At 65.4% G+C, this 21,848-nt stretch carries 17 protein-coding genes and 2 pseudogenes; 4 read left to right on the top strand and 15 right to left on the bottom strand.

The genetic code is table 11. The features are described from left to right. Positions 1–2 precede the first annotated feature (2 nt). A complete protein-coding gene (locus tag M0765_RS20700) occupies positions 3–689 on the bottom strand; it encodes a hypothetical protein (RefSeq protein ID WP_258505679.1) in 687 nt (228 codons plus the stop codon). A gap of 513 nt (positions 690–1,202) precedes the next feature. On the opposite strand from M0765_RS20700, the gene M0765_RS20695 reads away from it, so the two are divergent. Beyond that, a complete protein-coding gene (locus M0765_RS20695) occupies positions 1,203–1,901 on the top strand; it encodes an HAD-IA family hydrolase (protein WP_258505677.1) in 699 nt (232 codons plus the stop codon). Here the strand turns inward: M0765_RS20695 and M0765_RS20690 are convergent. Next, complete coding sequence (locus tag M0765_RS20690; RefSeq protein WP_258505676.1) at positions 1,898–2,272, bottom strand: RidA family protein; 375 nt, start codon at positions 2,270–2,272, stop codon at positions 1,898–1,900. The genes M0765_RS20695 and M0765_RS20690 overlap by 4 nt on opposite strands. A 181-nt stretch (positions 2,273–2,453) precedes the next feature. Here M0765_RS20690 and M0765_RS20685 point away from each other — a divergent pair, with 181 nt between their 5' ends. After that, positions 2,454–4,856, top strand: coding sequence for an acetamidase/formamidase family protein (locus M0765_RS20685; protein WP_258505675.1), 2,403 nt, complete (start codon positions 2,454–2,456; stop codon positions 4,854–4,856). 199 nt (positions 4,857–5,055) lie between these two features. Here M0765_RS20685 and M0765_RS20680 read toward each other — a convergent pair whose 3' ends face one another. The 13 genes and pseudogenes from M0765_RS20680 to M0765_RS20620 form a co-directional block, all read right to left on the bottom strand. Beyond that, positions 5,056–6,297, bottom strand: a complete 1,242-nt coding sequence (locus M0765_RS20680) for a serine hydrolase domain-containing protein (protein WP_258505674.1) — start codon at positions 6,295–6,297, stop codon at positions 5,056–5,058. Positions 6,298–6,588: 291 nt separating this feature from the next. Further along, a complete protein-coding gene (locus M0765_RS20675) occupies positions 6,589–7,257 on the bottom strand; it encodes a pyridoxamine 5'-phosphate oxidase family protein (protein ID WP_258505673.1) in 669 nt (222 codons plus the stop codon). An 83-nt stretch (positions 7,258–7,340) separates the two neighbouring features. After that, positions 7,341–7,889, bottom strand: coding sequence for an adenylate kinase (locus M0765_RS20670; protein WP_258505672.1), 549 nt, complete (start codon positions 7,887–7,889; stop codon positions 7,341–7,343). Between the two features lie 230 nt (positions 7,890–8,119). Next, positions 8,120–9,568 (bottom strand): IS1182 family transposase, encoded by a 1,449-nt coding sequence (locus M0765_RS20665; RefSeq protein WP_258508354.1) that lies wholly within the window; start codon positions 9,566–9,568, stop codon positions 8,120–8,122. Positions 9,569–9,736: 168 nt separating this feature from the next. Then, a complete protein-coding gene (gene arr / locus M0765_RS20660; protein ID WP_258505671.1) occupies positions 9,737–10,132 on the bottom strand; it encodes an NAD(+)--rifampin ADP-ribosyltransferase in 396 nt (131 codons plus the stop codon). Between the two features lie 92 nt (positions 10,133–10,224). Next, the gene (locus M0765_RS20655) at positions 10,225–10,839 is read right to left on the bottom strand and encodes a GNAT family N-acetyltransferase (RefSeq protein WP_258505670.1); all 615 of its coding nucleotides are present in this window, start codon (positions 10,837–10,839) and stop codon (positions 10,225–10,227) included. Between the two features lie 147 nt (positions 10,840–10,986). After that, positions 10,987–12,225, bottom strand: a pseudogene (locus M0765_RS20650) (acetamidase/formamidase family protein); the annotation flags it as partial. Positions 12,226–12,248: 23 nt separating this feature from the next. Then, entirely contained in the window at positions 12,249–13,895 is a 1,647-nt protein-coding gene (locus M0765_RS20645; protein ID WP_258505668.1) for an amino acid ABC transporter permease/ATP-binding protein, read from the bottom strand. 79 nt (positions 13,896–13,974) lie between these two features. Further along, positions 13,975–14,904, bottom strand: coding sequence for an ABC transporter substrate-binding protein (locus M0765_RS20640; RefSeq protein WP_258505667.1), 930 nt, complete (start codon positions 14,902–14,904; stop codon positions 13,975–13,977). A 168-nt stretch (positions 14,905–15,072) separates the two neighbouring features. Next, positions 15,073–15,567: an Lrp/AsnC family transcriptional regulator gene (locus tag M0765_RS20635; RefSeq protein ID WP_258505666.1), complete on the bottom strand. Its 495-nt coding sequence runs from the start codon at positions 15,565–15,567 to the stop codon at positions 15,073–15,075. 72 nt (positions 15,568–15,639) lie between these two features. Further along, positions 15,640–17,042 (bottom strand): annotated as a pseudogene (locus M0765_RS20630) (aminotransferase class III-fold pyridoxal phosphate-dependent enzyme). Positions 17,043–17,199: 157 nt separating this feature from the next. Then, on the bottom strand, positions 17,200–18,132 hold the full coding sequence (locus tag M0765_RS20625) for a 2-hydroxyacid dehydrogenase (RefSeq protein ID WP_258505665.1): 933 nt from the start codon (positions 18,130–18,132) through the stop codon (positions 17,200–17,202). Positions 18,133–18,461: 329 nt separating this feature from the next. Further along, positions 18,462–19,340 carry a GNAT family N-acetyltransferase gene (locus M0765_RS20620; protein ID WP_258505664.1) on the bottom strand — a complete coding sequence of 293 codons (879 nt, stop codon included), beginning with the start codon at positions 19,338–19,340 and terminating at the stop codon, positions 18,462–18,464. Between the two features lie 475 nt (positions 19,341–19,815). On the opposite strand from M0765_RS20620, the gene M0765_RS20615 reads away from it, so the two are divergent. Further along, positions 19,816–20,481: a haloacid dehalogenase type II gene (locus tag M0765_RS20615; RefSeq protein WP_258505663.1), complete on the top strand. Its 666-nt coding sequence runs from the start codon at positions 19,816–19,818 to the stop codon at positions 20,479–20,481. 26 nt (positions 20,482–20,507) lie between these two features. Next, positions 20,508–21,800, top strand: coding sequence for an NAD(P)/FAD-dependent oxidoreductase (locus tag M0765_RS20610; protein WP_258505662.1), 1,293 nt, complete (start codon positions 20,508–20,510; stop codon positions 21,798–21,800). Positions 21,801–21,848: the final 48 nt, after the last annotated feature.

Below are 21,848 nucleotides of genomic sequence, written 5' to 3'. Positions count from 1 at the left end.
GGTCAGGCCCGGGGTGGCGCTGCGCAGCCACAGCCCGCTGCCGCCGCTGCCGCCGCCGCCGGCCTGGGAGAAGGCATCGCCGCCCGCGCCGCCCGCGCCGCCGGTGAAGACGCCGCTGGCAGCGACATCGGCCAGGGGTCGAGCAGCGTGGCGCCGTGGCCGCCTGCGCCGCCGCCGCCCGCGGCCCAGTAGCCGTGGCCGCCGGCGCCGCCCGCACCGCCGGTGGCGGAGAAGCTGGCCGCGGTGGTGGCGGGGCTCATGGCGTTGCCGATCTGGCCGCCGCCGCCGCCGCCGCCATAGCCGTTGCCATTGGCAAAGTCGCCGGTCTGCGATTGGCCGGCGATGCCGGCGTCGCCCTGCCACACGCCGGGCGAGAGCTCGGTGGTGGAGGCACCGGCGGCACCGCCCGCGCCGGGAGTGGCACCGCCGAAGCTGCCGATGTCGGCGGCGCTGCCGGCGCTGGGGCCGCTCTCGGTGGAGGCGCCGCCATCGCCGCCGCGGGCGTTGACGCTGGTGTCGTTGAGCCCGCCGGTGCCGCCCTGGCCGTCGCTGCCGCCGTCGCCGGCGTGCAGGGTGGTGTCACCCACGGGCTGGCCACCGGTACCGCCGGCCGCGCCCGCGGGCAGGGCCAGGGCTGCGCCCAGCAGCAGCACAGACAGGGCGATGGCGTGCAGGGGAAGGTCGGTCACGGCTCGCACGGGGGCGTGCCGGCAGGGGAATTCCAAAAAACGCGAATAGTCTTGTTCACAGCCTCATCCTTAATGCTTAAGTTCTTGCGACCGCATCCAGGCAGGCGTTTTGAAAAGTTGCCTCCACTGACCCGGATCCCGTTCCGCAGGGTCAATGTAAACAGACGTACTAACTCGTGACATACCCCATCGGGTACCTCGTTTGAGGCAGGTCAGCGAGCGGCGGAACGCACCGCGCCGCCTCAGTCAACAAAGGCAACCGCACGCAAATCGCGCCGCGGCGGAGGAAAAAACGCAGCCAAATACCCAAGCTTGCGTCGAGATGTAATTAGTGTTTCGGCAAGGAAAGGAACGTCTGGACGCCTCTGCGAAAGAAGATGCCGGCACGGCATCGATTGCGAAATACCGTGCTGATTCACCCGCCCACTTCGGTTCGGACAAGGCCGATAGCGCTCCTATGCTCATCGACGAACGGCATCTCTTGCCTTGTCCGCACCGATTGGAGCTATTCGCATGTCCCTGCAAGATTTCAAGGTTCTTACGTTCGACGTCGTCGGCACGTTGATCGACTTCGAGGGAGGCATGCTCGCCTACCTTCGCTCGGCGGTGCCCGATACGCGCGTGAGCGACGACGAATTCCTGGCCGCTTACAGAAGCGCTCGCGCCGACGGCAACGCCGGCTGGTATCCGGACGACCTGGAGCGCTGCTGGCATGTCATTGCACCCAAGCTGGGACTGCCCGATACCGAAGTGCTGGCGCAAGGCTTGCGCGATTCGGTCGCGCAATGGCCTGCTTTTCCAGATTCAGTGGAAGCCCTCAAGCGGCTGCACAAGCGCTTCAAGCTGGTCACGATGACCAACGCGCAGCGTTGGGCGCTCGCCCATCTCGACAAGACGCTGGGATCGCCCTTCGACATGCTGCTGAGCTGCGACGATGCGCTGTGCGAGAAGCCCGACGCGCGCTACTTCGCCTACGCCCGCGGCCGCTTCGAAGGCGCCTGGGGCTACAAGCAGGCCGACAACCTGCACGTGGCGCAAAGCCAGTACCACGACATCGGCATCTCGAAGGAATTGGGCATTGCCACCTGCTGGATCGAGCGGCGCCATGCGCAAAAAGGCTCGGGCGGAACCATCGAATCCAAGCGCACCGAACCCGACTACCACTTCCGCACGCTCGCGGAACTGGCGGACGCGGTCGACGCGGCGCGCTAACCGCGCCGCGCCACGAGATCGATCTCGATGCGCGCGCCCTTGGCCAGGCCGGTCACGCCTATGCAGGTGCGGGCGGGCCTTCGGCCGCTCGCGAAATGGCTGGCGTAGACCGCGTTCATCGCCTCGTAGTCCTCGTCGAAGTGTGTCAGATACACGCGAACTGAAAGCGCGTGTTCCAGGCCGAGCCCGCAACCGGCCAGAACCGTCTGCAGGTTCCTCAATACCTGCCGCGTCTGCGCCTCGATGCCTTCTGGATAAGGCTCATCCAGCGAGGTGCCCGCAAAAGGCATCTGCCCGGTAACGAAGACCCAGCCGTCGGTTTCGACCGCGTGGCTGAAAGGAGCGACCGGGTCTGGTGCACCGGCAATCATGTGAAAGATGGGAGACATCGCGGCAAATTGAGGCGGCCGCGGCAGCCGTTGTCGATGCGGCTGCCGCCCTAAGCCTCGGAGTTCGACATGCATCTGCGGCAAGCCAGTAGCGTGCCAACGTCGGGCATGGCGCGTGGCACGTGTCTTGCGCACCCTGCGCAAGCAACCAGAAAGCGCCGCCGTGCAGTTCGAACAGTTCTCGACCGACTCCTATCCGGTGCACCAGCGGCCCCACGCCTGGCGCGATGCCCTGCATCTGCACCGCCTCAGGCCCGAAATGGCGCCCGCAACGGCACCCCTGTATGGCACCCTGACGGCAGGGCGCACCGCGCGCGGGGTGGGCATGGCGCGCATCACCTCGTCGCCGCAGACCATCCAGCGGCTTGGCGACACGGCCGACGCCATCTGGCTCGCGCTGCACCTGAGCGGCGAAGCCGCGCTGCACGACGGCCAGCGGACCATCGAACTGGCTCCGGGTGACATCGTCTTCGGACCGGCCCAGGCGCAGGCCGGGCTGGATTTCCGCTCCAACTTCCGGCAGTTCATGGTGTCCATGCCGCGCGCCAGCCTGAAGGCGCGGCTGCCCGGCAACCCCGGCTTCGCGCTCGGCCACTTGCCGGGCCGGGCGGGCCTGGGCCGCATGTTCGCGGGCACGCTGACTGCGCTGGCCGACGCCTTCGATACATTGAGCGATGACGACGTCGCACCGGTCGAGTCCGCCTTGTCGGAGTTCATCGCAACCAGCCTCGCCGCACAACGGGACACCGCCCTGCCCGCCATCAGCAGCACCCAGGCTGCCACGGTGCACCGGCTCTGCCAGTACGTCGATGCCAACCTGAGCGACGCATCGCTGTCGCTGGCGGCGGTGGCGGCCCACGGGCGCGTGTCGGAGCGCCTGGTGCAGAAGCTCTTCGAGGGCCTTGGCCAGACCTTTACCGCCTATGTGCGCCAGCGCCGCCTCGAACGATGCCGCGCCGACCTCGCGAACCGCCAGTATGGGCATCTGTCGATCTCGGACATCTGCTTTCGCTGGGGCTTCAACGACCCGGCGCATTTCAGCCACTGCTTCCGCGACCGCTACAGCATGTCGCCACGGCAATACCGGCAGCAGGCCAACGAGGTCAGCCAGCAGTCGCTGCGCAAGCGCATCCGGCGCGGCTGGCCTTCGGGTTATTTCGAGTCTCCGGCCGAAGACCCGGTGCCCTTCACCGCGCGCATCGACGCGCGTGCAACGGCCGGCGATGCAACCGGCACTACCGGAATTGCCGCGCAAGCAACAACAGCCGCGCCGCTCGACACCAGTGCCGCGACAGGCCATCACCACCATCTGCCGGCCACCGCGCAAACCATTCACTGGGGCTACTTCGGCCGCTCGATTCCGCCTGTGCTGACCATTGCCTCCGGTGACATCGTGACCATCGAGACGCTGACCCAGCACGCCTACGACGACCACGAGCGAATGATCAAGGGCGACTCCGGCGCCGAAAGCGTTTTTCATTGGACGCGCGAGCACAAGGCCGTAGACCGCCGCGGCGCCGGTCCCACCGATGCATCGATCTACGGCCGGGGTAGCGGCGAGGGCTTTGGCGTGCACATCTGCACCGGGCCCATCTACGTGAAGGACGCGCAGCCCGGCGACGTGCTGGAGGTACGCATCCTCGACCTTGCGCCGCGCCTGGCGGCCGATGCCAAGTACGAGGGCCGAGCCTTCGGCAGCAATGCCGCGGCCTGGTGGGGCTTTCACTACGACGACCTGATCGAGGAGCCCCGGCAGCGCGAAGTAGTGACCATCTACGAGGTCGACTGCAGCCAGGGACATGCGTGCGCCCACGCCGTCTACAACTTTCGCTGGACGCCGCAGCTCGACCCCAACGGCGTGCTGCACCCCACCATCGACTACCCCGGCATTCCGGTCGACCGCGCATCGATCGTCGAGAACCACGGCGTGCTCCGGGGCGTGACCATCCCGGTGCGCCCGCACTTCGGCGTGATCGCGGTCGCGCCCGCAGAGACCGGCCTCGTCGACTCGGTGCCGCCCTCATGCTTCGGCGGCAACCTGGACAACTGGCGCATTGCCAAGGGCGCCACCGTCTACCTGCGGGTCGGGGTCGACGGCGGGCTGCTGTCGGTGGGCGATCCGCACGCTTCGCAGGGCGACAGCGAACTGTGCGGCACGGCCATCGAATGCTCGCTGACCGGCGTCTTCCAGATCGTGCTGCACAAGGCCGATCAGCTGCACGGCGAGCCCTATGCCGACATCGACTACCCGCTGGTGGAGACTGCCGACGAGTGGGTGATCCACGGCTTCAGCCACCCCAACTACCTGAAGGAATTCGGAGACAAGGCACGCAGCGCGATCTACGAAAAGTCTTCGCTCGACCCGGCCATGCGCGATGCCTTCCGCAAGACCCGGCGCTTTCTGATGACCGCCATGCGGCTGAGCGAAGACGAGGCGATTTCGCTGATGTCGGTGGCCGTCGACTTCGGCGTGACGCAAGTCGTCGACGGCAACTGGGGCGTGCACGCGGTCATCCGCAAATCGCTGTTTGCCGGCCGGCAACGGCCGCTGGGTGATACGGGCTGATCAATCACTGCGCTTGGGGCCGCTGTTTTATTTGAGTTGGCATGCAGTTTTCGCAGCTGCAGCAAATCACCGATACAGGCTTATGGCGCGACGCAATAGACTGAACGCGCGCGTTGGCCCACGCCCTTGATATTCAGCCGAAGCGCCGGTGATCCGACGGGCTGCGGAAACAGCTATTGGCTAGCCTGGTCGCCCCCCGTCAAGACACAGCTCCATAGACCAGATTCTTGTACAACATCCGTGTGTGAATCCGGTTGGAGGGACACTGCGCCATCAGCACGCCGACCAGTTGCTCGCGCGGGTCGATCCAGAAGCTCGTTCCCCAGGCGCCGGCCCACATTGCATCGCCCACGCTGCCTGGCGTCCAGCCCACGCCGTCGTACAGGCGAACGCCCCATCCCAGCCCGAAGCCGTATCCCGGACCAGTGGTCGCATTGGGCACACCGGCCTTGCCGATCAGATGGTCGGACAGCATGAATTCCACGGTCTTGCGCGACAGGTATCGGGTCTGGCCGCCGGTTCCACCGTTCAGCACCATCTGCGCGAACTTCAGGTAGTCCGCGCCCGTACCAACCAATCCGGCGCCGCCTTTGAGATAGGTGCGTGGCGCTGGGTCGGTGTCGTGGCGGTAGGCGCGCAGCATCGATGCCTTCTGCGCGTCACTTTCCAGCGCCTCTGCCAGACGACTGCGTTTGGCCGGTGGCACCCACCAGGCGGTGTCGGTCATTCCCAGCGGGCCGATCAGCATCTCCTGCATCAGCACATCCAGACGTTTTTTTGTCGCACGCTCCAACAGCAAGCCCAGCACGTCGGTAGCAATCGAATAGAACCAAGTCGTGCCCGGCTGGTATGCCAGCGGGATGGTGCCCAGGCGTCTGAGCATCTCTTCGCCGGTGATGTCGGTCTCCAGCGATTCGATACCCAGGTCTGCGTACATCTTGCCGATGCGCGGCGACGGGCTGGCTGGACCATAGACGAAGCCTGCCGTATGCATAAGCAGGTCTTGCACGGTAATTGGACGAGACAGCGGCACGTCGCCCGCCGGCGTCTCGACCTTCAGATTATTGAGTTCGGGCAGCCAGTTCGTGACCGGGTCGTTGAGCTTCATCACACCCTGCTCCGTCAGCATCATTGTGGCGACGGAGGTCAATGGCTTGGTCATGGAGGCGAGGCGGAAAATGGCGTCGCGCGGCATGGGCTTGGTCTTGGCAGCGTCAAGGAAGCCAACCGCCTCATGGTGCACCAGCTTTCCCTCGTGCGAGGCAAGGGACACGGCGCCTGGAAAAGTGCCAGCGCCGACCTGCGCGTTCAGGGCCGGAGCGATGCGCCTCAGTCGGTCCGAAGACACTGCAGGACGTGGCATGGTCGGCACGCTTGTACACCCGGCGAGGAAGGCGGTTCCAAAGGCGGACAAGGCAAGCTGGCGCCGTGTAACGGTCATTTTGTCTCCATCTGTTTGGTTAGAAGACAAATCCTTCCCATGTATGCGCGCCGCGTAAACGGGTGAAACCCGCTTGTGACGAAGAGCGTACTCGGACACACAGAAATCGAGAGTCAGGCAGTGAATGCGCCGCATCGTTTCGATGGCAAAAGGCGGGCGGCCCGTCTTGGCACGCGGACTGTGAGGTTCGACGACTCTGTACCAACGCACTCCAAATGGAGCTTCGGGCCCGAAGTAGCCAGTCGCGATTTCCGAAAGCGGACGTCCTAGCCTCTGTGCCCAGGCCGCAGTTCAATAGAACCCAACTCGGCGACGGTAGCGCTCCGCGCGTTCGTCGTCGTACTGGGCAGCATCGAACTGCTCACCCTGAATGGCTCGAAGGACCTGACCACCTGTGGGCATCGTCGCTGGCGCTAAAAAGCGCTCCGGATCCCACAGGTGGGAGCGCAGAAACGCCTTTGAACATTGCGTGTAAGCCTCGTCGATGTCGACCAGGATGCCGAGCAAGGGCTGTTTGCCCTCGACCGCGCATGGCGTGAGCAAATCTGCATCGACGGTGATCGCGGCATGACCGTTCACACGAAATGTGTCAGTGATACCGGGCACGATGAAGAGCAGCCCTATCCGTGGGTTCGCCAGAATGTTGCGCAGTGAATCCGCGAGGCGATTTCCGGGGCGTTCCGGAATGAGCACCGTGCGATCGTCCAGGATGCGTACGAATCCCGCCGGATCGCCCCTAGGACTGAGGTCACAGTTGCCTGCGGCATCGCTTGTGGCAACGCAAACGAGAGGCGAGCGTTCGACGAACAAGCGAGTCATCGAGTTAAGTCGATTGCTGACCTTGGCACGGGTCAGGTCGGCGGGTTCACCGATAAGGTCGCGTAGTTCCTTCTCGGTTTTGATGATCTGGGAACGAGCGGGGCGTTCGGAGGTCGGGGTCATCTGTTCCACCAGCAACATGATTGAGTGGCTATTGTGCAGGCCCAGTGGATTGGAGCCGGCCGTGACCGTCCGCTCCCGGTGGCGGATTCAACCGGTCGCACTCACCGGCCGGCGCCCAAGGTTCGTATCGCTTCGACCAAGCCATCCCTTCGAGACGCCTCGAGTAGTGCGTCGACTTCACTTTCTCTCCTTATGTGAACTTTGTCCCTGTCAAACGCATTGAAGAGCGCGAGATGGCCGGAAAAAGAGCGGGTGTCCTCTCGACACCGGTAGTTTGCGGCCCAATTAAGCAGCTTCGCAAGCCCGGCTTCCGATTGAGTTCGCGCCATATGTGCTTTGCTTTCCGACCCTCTAGCGAGCAATCGGGCTTGGCAAATAGCCCAGTCTAGGTCGAGCCAGACGAGCACGTCGGCGTCAACCAAGAACTCCGCTGCCAGCTCTCCGAACACGCCCTCAACAACCCAGCCGACGCCGCGCCGGGCGGATTTGATGAGCGAGGCGGTTTCCGTTGGCTGCCTCTTCTGGTCGAAGCCGCCGGGCTGCCAAAAGAGCTCGTCCAAGTGCACGACGGGCACCGACGACCCCATTGCAAGTTTCGTCGCCAGCCATGTCTTGCCGCTACCGCTGTTCCCGACAACGACTGTCTTCATCAGAGTGTGTATATAGAGAACTGCTATGGCCCGCTATTGGACGCCAAGTGCGACGGTCCGGTCTTGGCCGAGGCTGTGTGGAAACACCTTCGTCGCGCCAGTATGCCGAACTCTGGTGCTGTCGATGCTTGGTGGGCCTCAATAGACGGCCAGTAGGCGGGTTGTCGAGAATGACTGCGTTTTGATGCGCTCTGAAGCGCCGCATGTCGGCAAAGATGCATTTGAGAAGCTCACGCTCCCACCAACTGCATCGCCTTCATCGTCTTCGCGATCCCCAGGACTCGCATCACCCGCTTGAGGTTGTACGCCAGCACGTGCAGGCTCATCTCGGTGCTGACGTGCGCCAGCGTCTTCGTCAGGAAGTGGGTGGACCCCATCCAGTGCTTCAGCGTGCCGAACACGTGCTCCACGGTGCGTCGTCGCTCGGTCATGGCGTCAAGCTTCCTGTCCAGGCGCCGCTGGACGCGCTCCAGAACCTTTTCGTGCTCCCACCGACGGATGCGCCGGTAGTCGCTGGTCGTGCACTCATCTTTCATGGCGCAACCAGGGCAAGCACTGGTCCAGTAGACGCGTGCGTTCAAGCCATTTCTCTCGACCGTGTTGAACCGATAGATGGCGCGTTCGCCTGCTGGGCACTGGTACTGGTCCTCCCTGGCGATGTAGATGAAGTCGCTCTTGTCGAAGCGCCCCTGGGCCTTGGCGCCCGAGGTCATCGGCTTGGGCACGTAAGTCGCAATGCTCGCGTCCTCACAGGCCTTGAGTTCAGTGCCGTTGAAGTACCCACGGTCGGCCAGTGCTTGCAGCTTGGCCTTTCCCATTGCATCGCGTGCTGCCATTGCCATCTTGCTCAGCTGCGAGCGGTCGCTGCCGATGTTCGTGACTTCGTGCGCCACGATCAAGTGGTTCTTCGCATCGACCGCCGTTTGGACGTTGTAGCCCACCAGGCCCGAGCCCTTGGCTTGCGAGTTCATCGAGCGTGAATCGGGATCGGTGGTGGAGCGCTGACCGTCCGGCTCGTGCTTCAGTTGTTCCTTGGTCTCGTCGAGCTGGCGCATCTGTTCGCGCAGCCTCTTGATCTTGTCCTGCAGCCGCTCGGTCTTGGCCTCGACCTCCGAGGGCTGGGTGCGGTCGGTAGTCTCCAGCGCATCGAGGTAGCGCTGGATGCTCTGCTCGATCTGCCGCTGGCGCGCATCAATCTTGGCCGGCGTGACGTTGCGGTCTCGGCTGTTGACCGCCTTGAATTTGCTGCCATCGATGGCCACGATGGCCTGCGTGAACAGCTTGAGCTCCCGGCACATGACGATGAAGCGCTTGCAGACATTGCGAATGCCCGCGCCGTTGTCGTGACGGAAGTCGGCGATGGTCTTGAAGTCCGGGGCAAGCCGGCCAGTGAGCCACATCAGCTCGACGTTGCGCTGGGCCTCGCGCTCCAGGCGCCGGCTGGACTGGATGCGGTTCAGGTAGCCGTAGATGTAGAGCTTCAGAAGCACCGCCGGGTGGTACGCAGGCCGACCGGTGGCAGCTGGGTCCATGCCTTTGAAGCCGAGGGCCTGAAGATCCAGTTCCTCGACAAAGGCGTCGACCACTCGCACCGGGTTGTCTTCGCCGATATAGTCATCCAGACATTCCGGCAACAACGCGACCTGCTGTCGGTCTTCGCCTTCGATGAATCGCTTCATGGGCACCTCGCTGATAACGGGTGCCATGATTTTATTTAGGTCAGTGCCGACGGCGAAGCGTTTTCACACAGCCTCGGCCGAATTCTGCCGCACAGCCGCAATGCCCAAAGCGGCCAACATCCGCGTCCATTTCCGATTGCTACCCAACGCGGTATCGGCAGGCCGGATTCAGTTAATGATCTCTCCCATGCCTGCGCGTACGCGCTCCCTGAGCTGCCGGATGTACTCCGCGTCAAAGGGTTCCCAGCTCTCGAGTTCGCCGACGATCCGAAGCGGCTCCCGGCTGCGGTACGAGCGCGTGGGATTGCCCGGAAACTTCTTGTCGGTGACGTTGGGGTCGTCCTCGAAGGCGCCCGTGGGCTCGACGATGTAGACGCGGCAACGGCCGTCGCCCTTCGCCATTTCGGCGGCCAGCCCGGCGCCCTTTGACAAAGCGGTGAAGTAGATGTGGTTCATGACGACCTCCCCGTCATAGTTCGAGCGGAAGCCTGCGGTGAGCAGGTCGCCCACCTGGAGGTCCGCCCGCGTGCCGTGGAAGTAAGGGCCGGTGTCCGAGACAGCCATCGCAAGTCGCTCCTCTGCAGAAACGAAAAAGCCGCGGAGTTTACTCGGGTGGACGTTCTTCACCGGCAGCCGAAGCAAGCTTGCAACGCTGCTCAGCGCGCTAACGATTTTTTCATGGAAGCCAGGTAGAAGCCAGGCGCATAGTCGTCGATGCGCGCGTACTCCTCATAGCCATGCTTTCGGTAAAACTCGGGCGCTTGCCACTCGAAGGTGTCGAGCTTCGCATTTCTGGCACCCAACTCGATGGCCTGCCGCTCGGCTTCGGCGAGCAGGCGGCTGCCCAGGCCCGAGCCGCGCACGTCGGCTTCGACAAACAGCACTTCGATGTTGAGCCAGCGGAGAAACACGAAACTTCGCAGGCCGCCGAGCAATCGGCCGTTCCCGTCTCTGGCGCTGAGCCGGATGTACTGCTGCTCTGGATACTCGCCGACGACGCCGTAGTTGTAGTGGCGCAGCTTGCGGCCGAGTTCGCCAGAGCGGAGTTCCTCGGGCGAGGCGGGGGTGATGGCGATGTTTTCCATTTGGGCAATCTGCTGGAATGCGGAGCGGGCAAATTCTGGCTGAGGCGGGTTTGTGCCGAGGACATGACCGCCCGCTTCCGGCCGAATGCAGTTGTCGCTCGCATTCTGCCGTGTCTGCGGCCCGCGCCGGTGGCCAGCCCAGCACGCACGCACGCGCAGCGGCTGGCGCAGCGATGCGGCGAGCAAGACACCCCGAGACGGTCCAGCGGTCGACTGGAGTACAGGGCGCTCCTGTCGAGGACCGCCCTGGGTGGCGGGGTGCCAGCAGTAGCTGCAGTTCCAAGCTCAGTGAAGAATTCCGTTCCTAATGAAACACCACACCGAGCCCCGCAGTCACCGGTCCGTGAAGACGCTCTTGCGGATCGAACCATGGACGCCCCAGTTGGCGTCCACCACCTGCGTCACGCCGAAGTCGGCCGCCACCGACAGCAATGCAATGGCTTCATCTTCGCTGAGGCGGTGCACCGTCATCAGAAAGCGGCGCAGCTTGCGGAAGGCATCGCGCATGGCCGGGTCGAGCGACGACTTGCCGGCAATCGCCGTCTGCGCATCGGGCCCGAGCGCCGCCAGGTAGTTTGGGTAGGTAAATCCGTAGACCGACCACTGCTCCTCGGTCTCCAGCAGCGGATGGTCCAGGCCTTCGAGCAAGGTGCCGCCCAGTTCGGATTGCTTGTGGAGAATGAATTCGAAGTCTCCCGTCAGCGAGGTCTCGATGGCCGTGCCGCCCAGCTCGCTGTCGCCCTGCGCGGCGTGCGGGTCGCCCACCGAGAAAAACGCACCGGGCACGGCCACCGGGTAGTACATGCGCGCGCCCTTGCCGATGCGCCAGTCGTCGATGTTGCCGCCGGTGTAGCTGGGCGGAATGGAGCTGACGAAATCGGACTCCGAAGGCGCAAGGCCCATGGTGCCGAAATGCAGGCGCGCCGGCACCTTCACGTTGCGCAAGATGTCTTCCCGCTTGCGCACCAGCGTGTGGTCGACCGGCACGCCGGGGTAGCCGATGGTGGCATGCACCACGCCGTCGGGGTCGGTCTGCGGCGTCCACACGTAGTTGTACACGGCACGTGCGAAGGGCTCGCCCGAGGTGTCGAGCTCGAAGATCGTCACCACCTCTCGCGGCTTGGGCTCTTCGATCAGGTCGCGGTAATGAAAGCCCCACGACGCGGCCGCGTTCGAGCCGAAGCAACGGCCCGCATAGCAATGGTTGCAGCTGGGCCGCGGCCGCACGTCGAGGATGCGCACCTCCAGCACGTCGCCCGGCTCGGCGCCTTCAATGACGACCGGGCCGGTCAGCAGGTGCACGCCCACGCCTTCGCCCTCGCCGAGCTTGAAGGGCCCGGTTACCGGACCGGCGCCGCGGCGCGGCACGGCCTTGTGCTCGCGCGTCCACGCGAACACCGATTCGGCGCCGGGGTCGCCGGCAATCATGCGTTCGTGATCGTCGTTGGCATGGTGCGTCAGGGTCTCGATGGTCACGCGGTCGCCGGACTTCACGACCAGTGACGGCGCAACCGCCTTGCTGAAGTAGCCCCAGTGGATGGTCTGGGGAGAGACGGACAGGATGTGGTGTTTCATGGGGTCCTATAGGGGCAGGCTCAGGCGGGCATGGGTGTCGAAGCGGCCGGCAGCACGTCGGCCGACATCACGCTCAGGAATCGGGCGGTTTCGGGCTGCCGCGGGTGCTGCAGTACCTCAAGCGCGGGGCCGCTTTCGACGATGCGGCCGCCGGAAAGAAACACCACGCGGTCGGCTACCTCGGCCGCAAACCGCAACTGGTGGGTGGAGATGACCATCGTCAGCCCTTCCTCGACGGCCAGGCGCCGGATCACCTCCAGCACCTCGTTGACCAATTCGGGGTCGAGTGCCGACGTGGGCTCGTCGAGCAGCAGCACGCTCGGCCCCGGCGCCAGTGCACGTGCAATGGCCACGCGCTGCTGCTGGCCGCCGGACAGGTGGCGCGGCAGCGCTTCGGTGCGGTGCGCCAAGCCCACCCGCATCAGCAGGTCACGTGCGCGCCGTTCGGCGTCTTCCGCAGTCCAGCCGTGCACCCAGCGCAGCGGGCCGGCCACGTTCTCGCGCGCCGTCAGGTGCGCGAACAGGTTGAACTGCTGAAACAGCATGCCCACGCCCAGGCGCGCGCGCTCGCGGGTCAGGTCGCTCGGGGTCATGAGCTGGCCGTCGGGCCGGTAGCCCAGGCGCTGGCCGCCGACATGGACCTGCCCCGCGTCCCAGCTTTCGAGATGGTTGATGCAGCGCAGGAGCGTGCTCTTGCCAGAGCCGCTCGGGCCCAACAGCGCAACCACTTCGCCCGCGTGCACCGTCAGACTCAGGTCCTTGAGCACGGCTTGCTGGCCATAGGCCTTGGACACGCCGTTGATGCGCAAGGCCACGGGCGCATCGGCCAGCTGGGAAGCGCGGGCCGTGCGTTCGATGGACGATGCGGCGGGAAGCGGCCGAACAGCGGGAGCCGCCTCCTCGGGCTCGACCGCTGGAACTTCTGCTCCCGCTTCTTCTTTCGAAGCTGAAGGTCCAGCGGAAGGTACCGCGGCACGGCGCCACGGCAGCCACAGCGCGAATCCGCGCAGCGCCTGCCGGCGGTCCAGGTCGAAGCGCGCTTCGAGCGCCAGCTGCACCAGGCTGATCGCACCGGTCAGCACCAGGTAGATCAGCCCCGAGGCGAAGAACACCGAGAAGAAATCGAAGGTGGACGAAGCCAACTGCGAGCTGCGCAACGTGAGTTCCTGCACCGCGATCACCGAGGCGAGCGAGGAGTTCTTGAGCGTGCTCACCGCCTCGTTGCCCATCGCGGGAATCATCGAGCGCAGGGCCTGCGGCGCGATGATGCGGCGCATGAGCACACGCGGCGTCATGCCCAGCGCCTGGCCAGCCACCACCTGGCCGCGGTCCACGCCGACAACGCCCGAACGGAACATCTCGGCAATGAACGTGGCCTCGTTGAACGCCAGCGCCAGGCCGGCGGCCAGGAGCCCGGGCAGCACGATGCCCACATGCGGCAGCGCGTTGTAGAAGAAGATCATCTGCAGTGCCAGCGGCGTGCCGCGGAAGATCACCGCATAGCCGCGGGCAAACGCGGCCAGCGGCTTGAAGCGGCTGAGCTGCATTGCCGCAAGCACCAGCCCCACCACCACCCCGCCCGCCAGCCCGATGCCGGTGGCTGCAAGCGTGAAGACGATGCCCTGGATCAGGTAGGGCATGGAGAGGTAATGGAGGAAGAGCTCCATGTCAGTACCGCCCGGCCGTTCCGAAGGTACTGACAGTCCCCTCGGGGGCAGCGAACGGAGTGAGCGTGGGGGCCTCATTTCACTTCACCACGAGCAGGCGCGGCGCCTCGAGGTTCTCGACCGGCAGGCCGTTCTTCTTGAGCAGCTCGGTCTGGATCCCGGCCTTCTGTATGGCCACCAGCGCGGCCATCACCGCGTCGCGGAACTCCGGCTTGCCTTTTGGCACCGCGATGCCCACCGAGTACGGCAGCGTCACCGCGGCCGCCTTCTCCAGCTTGTCCGGATAGGCCTTGACGGCGCTGTCCACCGTATTGACGTCGTTGATGTAGGTGTCCGCACGGCCCGCAAGAATGGCCTGGATGCAGTTCTGGTTGTTGTCGTAGAGCTGCACCTCGGGCTCGGGCTTGCCCATGGCCTTGCACTGCGGCGCGAGCGCCTGGATGAGCGGCACCTCGACGTAACCGGTGTTCTCGGCCGCCACCGTGCCGCACAGCGAGGTGTTGATGCCGGTGATCTTCTTCGGGTTGCCCTTGGCCACCAGCACGCCGTCGAACACCTTCGAATAGGTGATGAAGTCGGCCGCCTTGGCGCGCTCTTCGGTGGCGTAGATGTCCGAGATGACGATGTCGGCTTGGCCGGCCTGCAGCGTTGTCAGCAGCGCCGCAAAGGTCACGGGCTTGTAGGTGAGCTTGAAGCCCAGGCAACCGCCAATGGTCTCGCCCAGGTCGATGTCGAAGCCGATGTACTTGCTCGGATCCTTGGGGTCGATGGTTTCGTAGCCGGGCGTGTGCGGGTTGATCGCGTTGACCAGGGTCTTGCCCTTGAATTGCGGGTACTTGGCCTGGAGTGCCGCGCACTCCGCCGGCGCCTTGGCGGCCTCGGCGTGCGCGGGCGCGGCAGTCAGCGCAAGGGCCGAGAGGCCGATCGACGCGATGGCCGCAGCGCGCATGCCGGCCAGTGCGAGCGCGCGCCGGACGCAGCGTCCGGCCGGGAGGGGAAGGGTTTGCATGGTCCGAGGCTCCTGTGGAGACGGCGCAAACCGGCTGGCACCACGCCAGCCTGCTGCACCGCACCATGTGAGCGTAGGAGCTGCGCCGCCGCCGCACTTGTGCGTGGGCGCACGACTGCTTGTGCGGGCCGGGGTGCAACCAGGGCAAGCCCTGCCCTTCGGACGCGATCAGCGCGGGTGGGGAAACAGCCGCTCGATCGGGCAGTGCGTCTTGATGAACGGCGACTTGATGACGATGTAGCTGAAGTACTTCGCAATTCCGATGTTGCGCTCGAGCAGTTCCTCGATCACTTCCTGGTAGTGGTTGACGCCACGCGTCAGAAACCGCAGCAGGTAGTCGTAGCCGCCGCTCACCAGATGGCATTCGAGCACCTCGTCCACCTCGCGGATCGCGGCCTCGAAGCGCACGAAGTCTTCGCGGTGATGGTCTTGCAGCGTGACTTCGGTGAACACGGTGAGCGTGTCTCCGAGTTTTTCGAGCCGCAGGTGTGCGCCGTAGCCGGCGATGTAGCCGGCCTGCTCGAGCCGCTTCACTCGAATGAGGCAGGGGCTGGGCGACAGGCCGACCGCATCGGCCAGGTCGACGTTGGTCATGCGCCCGTTCTGCTGCAGCTGGGCCAGGATGCGCAGGTCGAGTCGGTCGATCTTGAAAGCTTCAGACATAGCGGTCCTGAGTAACGAAGAGAAAGTCCGATTCTGCTTTGCCGGCGGAGCCCTGAGGCAGTGCTTTCCCGGTCAGCCCGCCAGCGCCGCGCGCACGTCGGCGGCGTCAAGCACGTCGTCGAGCGTTTTCTTCAGGCGCACGAACATCTGGGCGAACTCGTCTTCGGTGAAGGTGAGCGCCGGCGCAAAGCCCAGGATGTTGTCGCCGAAAGCGCGGAACACCAGGCCGTTGCGGTAGCCCGCGGCAAAGATGCGGTCCGCCAGCCCGAGCGATGCATCGAAGCCGCGCTTGCTCTGCTTGTCGCTCACCAGCTCCAGCGCGCCCAGCAGGCCGCGGTGGCGCGAATCGCCCACCAGCGGATGCGCGCGCAGCGCATCGAGCCCCGCGGCAAAATGCGCCGCAACGCGCTGGCCGTTGGCGAGCACCCCCCCTCTTCGTACAAACGCAGCACTTCGAGCGCAACCGCCGCGCTCACCGGGTGGGCCGAGTAGGTGGCGCCGTGGCCCACCGAAACACCCGCGGGTGCTCCGTCGGCAATGCCTGCATAGATCTTCTCGGACATCATGGTCGCGCCCATCGGCACATAGCCCGACGTCAACCCCTTGGCCATGGTCATCAAGTCGGGCTCCACGCCTTCCGCCTCGCAGGCGAACATGGGGCCGGTGCGGCCGAAGCCGGTAATGACTTCGTCGACGACGAAGAGAATGTCGAGTTCGCGCGCCGCATCGCGCATGGCCTTGAGCCAGCCCTTCGGCGGCACGATCACGCCGCCCGAGCCCTGGATCGGCTCGCAGAAGAATGCGGCCACGTTCTCGGCGCCGAGCTCGGCCACCTTGGCGCGCAGCGAGGCGACGGACGCGGCGATCAGCGCCTGCGGGTCAGCCCCTTCGGCGTGGCGGTACGGGTTGGGCGACGCAATGTAGTGCTGCGTGGGCAGCGGCAGGTCGAAGCCGCGATGAAAGGCCGGCAAGGCCGTCAGGCCCGCACCGGTCGACGAAGAACCGTGGTAGCCGCGCTCCAGCGCGATGAACTGCTTTTTCGACGGCTTGCCGATGGCGTTGTAGTACTGCACGATGAAGCGCACCGCGGCATCGACGGCTTCGGAGCCGCCGAGTGTCATGTACACGCGGGTGAGCGAAGCGGGCGTGATCTGTACCAGCTTCTCGGCCAGGCGGATGGCCGGCTCGCTGCTGAAGTGAAAGTAGCCGGTGGCGTACGGCAGACGCCGCATCTGGTCGGCCGCAGCCTGCACCACGCTCTCCTGGCCGTAGCCCACGTTCACGCACCAGAGGCCTGCAAACGCGTCGAGCAGTTCATGCCCGTTCGCATCGGTGAGCCATGCGCCGCGGGCCGAGGCCAGCACGGTGGGGCCGCGCTGCTCGTGGGTGCGCCACGGCGACACGGGATGAATGAGGTGGGCGCGGTCGAGGGCGTCGAGCGCGGCGAGTTGCGGCAATGCGGTGGGATGCGTCATGGCTGTGTGGGTTAAGCGAGAGCGAAGGAAGCTTTCGAATGCCCTCAGCTTAGGCGGCGTGCCGCATGGCGTGGTGCTGCTTTGGGGGTCTGCGCAAAGCACGCTGCGGTTATGCGCCTTGCCACAGCACATCATGCGGCGGGCCTTTCAACGGTCCTCAGTAGCCCTTGGCGCGGTCCACCCGGCCGACCATGGGCTCTCCGGCTTCGAAGCGGCGCAGGTTGTCGAGCACGGCTTGCGCGGCGCTCAGTGGCTGCGTCATGCTGGCAATGTGCGGCGTGAGCTGAATGCGCGGATGGCGCCAGAAGGCATGCGTGGGCGGCAGCGGTTCGGGGTCGGTCACGTCGAGCACGGCATCGCCGATGCGGCCACTGGCGAGTGCCTCCAGAAAATCATGTTCAACCAGATGCGGCCCGCGGCCCACGTGCACCAGCCCAGCGCCCACGGGCAACATGGAGAACAGCTTCGCATCGAGAAAACCGCGCGTCGAATCGGTGAGCGGCAGCAGGCACACGAGGATGTCGGTGCGCGCAAGAAACGCGGGCAGCTCGTCGGCACCGGCGTGGCATTGCACGCCCTGCACTTCATGCCGCGAGCGGCTCCAGCCGGCGCAGTCGAAACCCAATGAGACAAGCTGTGCCAGCACGGCCTGGCCGAGCGATCCGAGTCCCAGCACACCCACGCGCCGCTCGTTCGCAGGCCGCACCGGCAGCGGCTTCCACTGACCTTCCTGCTGCTGCCGGCGGTACTGCGGCATGTCTCGGTGCAGCCCGAGCACCGCATGCGTCACGTACTCGACCATGCCGTTGACGATGCCTGGCTCGACCATGCGCACCACGGGCAATGCGGGCGGCAATGCCGTGAAGTCGAACTGGTCGACACCCGCGCCAGAGGAGAACAACACCTCCAGGTTCGGGAACAGTTCGGCAATGTCCTTCGGAGGCTCCCATGCCGCGAGAAAGCGCACATGCGCCGGGTCGCCTATGTCGGGCCAGATGCGGAAGTCGATGTCGGGGCGAAGTTGGCTGAACACTTCGGCCCACTGGCGGCCGCGTACGGGGTCTGATTTGTAGAGGAAGGTGGTTTTCATGATTCAGATGTGTTTGTGTTTTTTGCTTTGCTGTTCAGGGCTTGTGCAAAGGCCACCGGGTACTCCCCTCCGCGAATGTCCCCCGGGGCTGCGCCCCTCCTCCTTTATTTCGCTGCGCGGAGCACCCGATGCCCTGTGCACTGGGACACGCTGCTGGTGTACTGCTGATCAACGACTGCTCTTTGCAACGCACACGCTAGCGGGGTGCCTTGCGCAGCGAAATAAAGGAGGAGGCCGCAGGCCGGGGGACATTCGCGGAGCAAGGTACCCCGTCGGCGGGTGCGCCGCCCTGAAGACGGCGCGCAACACCCAACGCGAAGACCCGAAACCTAGCCCACAGCCTGCGTAACGATGGCAAACAACGAGGGCGAACCCACAGGCACAGCAGGCGCCTCACCCCGCACCATCGTTGTCGGCGCATCCACGCGCAGCAGCCCGATGCTCTCGAGCCATTCGGCCAGCCCGCTGTCGAAGTCGATGTCGATGCGCGTGAAGTTGCCGGCGTTCAACCCCGCAAGGTGCGCAATCAACGCCTTCGCGCCCTCGGCATCTGGCGCGACCACCGGCCCGATGGAATGGCCGCGGCCAAAGCGCCGCAGCATGGCAAAGCCTTTCGGCTCGTTGTCATGGTCGAGCACCACGCAGGCGTCGGCGGTTTGCAGCAGCTCGGCAATCAGCGCGTCGCGCGGCATGCCTCGTGCCGCCGCATCGAGCGATTGAAGCGCGGGCAATTCGTTGAGGCCCGCGGGCCGCAGACGCCAGCCGGGCTGCAGCGCAATCAGCGGTGCCGGCTGTGCAAGGCCCTGGTGCTGCCGCATCTCGCCGGTGCGCACAAAGCCGAGCCGCTCATAAAGCCCCCGCCCCTCAGCCGTGGCATGCAGCAGCACCGTGCGATCGTCCAGTCCGTCGAGCAATGCGCTCATGAGCCGGTGCCCGATGCGGCGGCCCTGGCAGGCGGGCGAGACGATCACCAAACCTATGGTGGCGTGGGTCTTGCCCCATAGCCAGCGCAAGCCCGTGGCGATGAGTTCGCCGTCGCGCTCGGCGGCAACGCCTTCGGCATGCGAGAACATCTGCTCCCAGTCGGCGGGACGGTGCGGCCAGCGCAGTTCGGCCGAGAGCGCATGCGCATGCGGAAGGTCGGCGGCCGTCATCGGTCTGAGCACCACGCCGTCCATGGCGGGTGCGTTCGAAATGGGTTCAGGCATAGGGAAAACTCTCGGTTTCAGCGGAATGGCGCATCCATCTTGGACGACATTGCGGCCCCGCACCAGACCGAAATCGACCCATTTCGCAACTTGCAAGCTTCGGTTGCAGAGCACCCCGGTTTTGCAATTCGCTGCGGCGCAGCGCCTGCATACGCACACAAATGCTGAGCCATCGTGCCTAGGATCGACCGCCACTTCCTTGCCACCTACGCCATGCACGCCCTTTCATCCGCCAAGCTGATGCGCGCTTCAAAAGCGTGCCAATCGGCTTTGCCGCGACGCACCACGGTGCATGGCCGCACGCACGCAGGGCACACCGCACGCCATGCCGTCGCCGGCATCGCAAACCGCAGCTTCGTTTCGCCAGGCGCCGTTTTTCCCTACATACCTCGAGCGAGTGCGTGCTGCAATCGCTTCGTAATGACTTCGTAATGAGTTTGTCGCATTTGCCACCCCTTGAACAGGAACCGAGACCATGACTTTCCGTCCCAAATACGTGACCTTCGACTGCTACGGCACCCTCACCCGGTTCCGCATGAAGGAGCTGACCGTCGACCTCTTCGCCGACCGCATCAAGCCCGAGCAGATGGACCAGTTCGTCACTGACTTCACGGCCTACCGCTTCGACGAAGTGCTGGGCGCGTGGCAGCCCTACGAGGTGGTGCTGAAGAATGCAGTGCGCCGCCTGTGCAAGAAATGGAAGATCCAGTACTTCGACAGCGACGGCCAGAAGTACTACGACGCCGTGCCCACCTGGGGCCCGCATGACGACGTGGCCGCGGGCCTTGCCAAGGTGGCCAAGGAAATTCCGCTGGTCATTCTGTCGAACGCATCGGACGACCAGATCCAGAAGAACGTGGCCATGCTCGGCGCGCCGTTCCACCGCGTGTACACCGCGCAGCAGGCCCAGGCCTACAAGCCGCGCCTGCAGGCCTTCGAATACATGCTCGACTCGCTCGGCTGCAACCCGGAAGACGTGCTGCACGTGTCCTCCAGCCTGCGCTACGACCTGATGTCGGCCGACGACATCGGCATTGTCAACAAGGTGTTCGTGAACCGCGGCCACGGCCCGGGCAACCCGGCCTACCGCTACACCGAGATCAAGGACATCGGCGGCCTGCCCGGCGTCGTCGGGCTCTGATCTTCTAGATTGAAACGCCCCACGCCATGAAGCTCGACTCCTACTGGACCGATTCCGCGCCGGCCTTCGCTCCCGCAGTGCATGCGCTGCCGGCGCAGGTCGACGTCGCGATCGTGGGCGGCGGCTTCACGGGCCTTTCGGCGGCGCTGGCGCTGGCCAAGCGCGGTGCGCGCGTCGCGGTGCTGGAGGCCGGCACGCGCGTGGCCGCCGAAGCATCGGGGCGCAATGGCGGCCATGTGAACAACGGGCTGGCGGTGGACTATGCCGATGTGGCCGCCAAGGTCGGCATTGAAAAGGCCCGTGCCTGGTACCGCGCCTACGACGATGCGGTAGACACCGTGGCGCGGCTGGTGCGCGATGAAGCCATCGACTGCGACTTCATGCGTCACGGCAAGCTGAAGCTCGCCACGCGCGCCCAACAGATGGCCGCGCTCGAACGCAGTGCGCAGCGCCTGATCGGCGACGGCGTGGACACCGATGTCGAAGTGCTCGATGCGGCGCAGGTGCGCAGCGAGGTGCAGAGCGAGCGCTTCCACGGCGGCCTCCTCTACAAGCGCAGCGGCCAGATGCACATGGGCCGCTTCGCCCAGGGCCTGGCCTCGGCCGCGGAGCGCCACGGCGCGCAGATTCACACCGGCACGCAGGTGAACCGCATCGAGCGGCTGGGCCAAAGCCGCGCGCACCGGCTGCACACCGCCGGCGGCATCGTCACCGCGCAGCAGGTGCTGCTGGCCACCGGCGCCACGCGGCACGGCGGCTACGGCAGCTTCGGCTGGCTGCGCCGGCGCATCGTGCCCATCGGCAGTTTCATCGTGGTCACCGAGCCGCTGGGTGCCGAGCGCGCGCAGGCGCTGCTCGCGGCCCGGCGCACCTACACCACGGTCGCGAACATCCATCACTATTTCCGGCTCACGGCCGATCACCGGCTGGTGTTCGGCGGACGCGCGCGCTTCTCCGTCTCCAGCCCCCAATCGGATATGGCCAGCGGCGAAATCCTGCGCGCCGGGCTGGCCGAAACCTTTCCGCAGCTCGGCGCCGTGCGGCTGGACTACTGCTGGGGCGGACTGGTCGACATGACGCAAGACCGCCTGCCTCACGCCGGCGAGCGCAACGGCCTTTACTACGCCATGGGGTACAGCGGCCACGGCACGCAGATGTCGGTTCACATGGGCGAGCGCATGGCCGCCTTGATGAACGGCGACGCCGGCGCCAACCCCTGGCAGGGCCGCGACTGGCCTGCCATTCCCGGCCACTTCGGCCCGCCCTGGTTCTTGCCGGCGGTGGGGCTTTATTACTCGCTCAAGGACAAGCTGGCCTGAGTGCCCGCAAGCCCGCCGTTTCCGTTTCTTGTTTGTTCCACAACCTTC

Origin of the sequence: Variovorax sp. S12S4 (assembly GCF_023195515.1) — a bacterium.
Lineage (GTDB): Bacteria > Pseudomonadota > Gammaproteobacteria > Burkholderiales > Burkholderiaceae_C > Variovorax.
This window is presented reverse-complemented; position numbering and strand designations above follow the sequence as displayed.

Bases quoted from the DNA above. Each gene is read 5' to 3' on its own strand.
- M0765_RS20695 (WP_258505677.1), top strand. From the start codon at position 1,203: ATGTCCCTGCAAGATTTCAAGGTTCTTACGTTCGACGTCGTCGGCACG.
- M0765_RS20690 (WP_258505676.1), bottom strand. From the start codon at position 2,272: ATGATTGCCGGTGCACCAGACCCGGTCGCTCCTTTCAGCCACGCGGTC.
- M0765_RS20680 (WP_258505674.1), bottom strand. From the start codon at position 6,297: ATGACCGTTACACGGCGCCAGCTTGCCTTGTCCGCCTTTGGAACCGCC.
- M0765_RS20675 (WP_258505673.1), bottom strand. From the start codon at position 7,257: ATGTTGCTGGTGGAACAGATGACCCCGACCTCCGAACGCCCCGCTCGT.
- M0765_RS20670 (WP_258505672.1), bottom strand. From the start codon at position 7,889: ATGAAGACAGTCGTTGTCGGGAACAGCGGTAGCGGCAAGACATGGCTG.
- M0765_RS20665 (WP_258508354.1), bottom strand. From the start codon at position 9,568: ATGAAGCGATTCATCGAAGGCGAAGACCGACAGCAGGTCGCGTTGTTG.
- arr (WP_258505671.1), bottom strand. From the start codon at position 10,132: ATGGCTGTCTCGGACACCGGCCCTTACTTCCACGGCACGCGGGCGGAC.
- M0765_RS20645 (WP_258505668.1), bottom strand. From the start codon at position 13,895: ATGGAGCTCTTCCTCCATTACCTCTCCATGCCCTACCTGATCCAGGGC.
- M0765_RS20640 (WP_258505667.1), bottom strand. From the start codon at position 14,904: ATGCAAACCCTTCCCCTCCCGGCCGGACGCTGCGTCCGGCGCGCGCTC.
- M0765_RS20635 (WP_258505666.1), bottom strand. From the start codon at position 15,567: ATGTCTGAAGCTTTCAAGATCGACCGACTCGACCTGCGCATCCTGGCC.
- M0765_RS20625 (WP_258505665.1), bottom strand. From the start codon at position 18,132: ATGAAAACCACCTTCCTCTACAAATCAGACCCCGTACGCGGCCGCCAG.
- M0765_RS20620 (WP_258505664.1), bottom strand. From the start codon at position 19,340: ATGCCTGAACCCATTTCGAACGCACCCGCCATGGACGGCGTGGTGCTC.
- M0765_RS20615 (WP_258505663.1), top strand. From the start codon at position 19,816: ATGACTTTCCGTCCCAAATACGTGACCTTCGACTGCTACGGCACCCTC.
- M0765_RS20610 (WP_258505662.1), top strand. From the start codon at position 20,508: ATGAAGCTCGACTCCTACTGGACCGATTCCGCGCCGGCCTTCGCTCCC.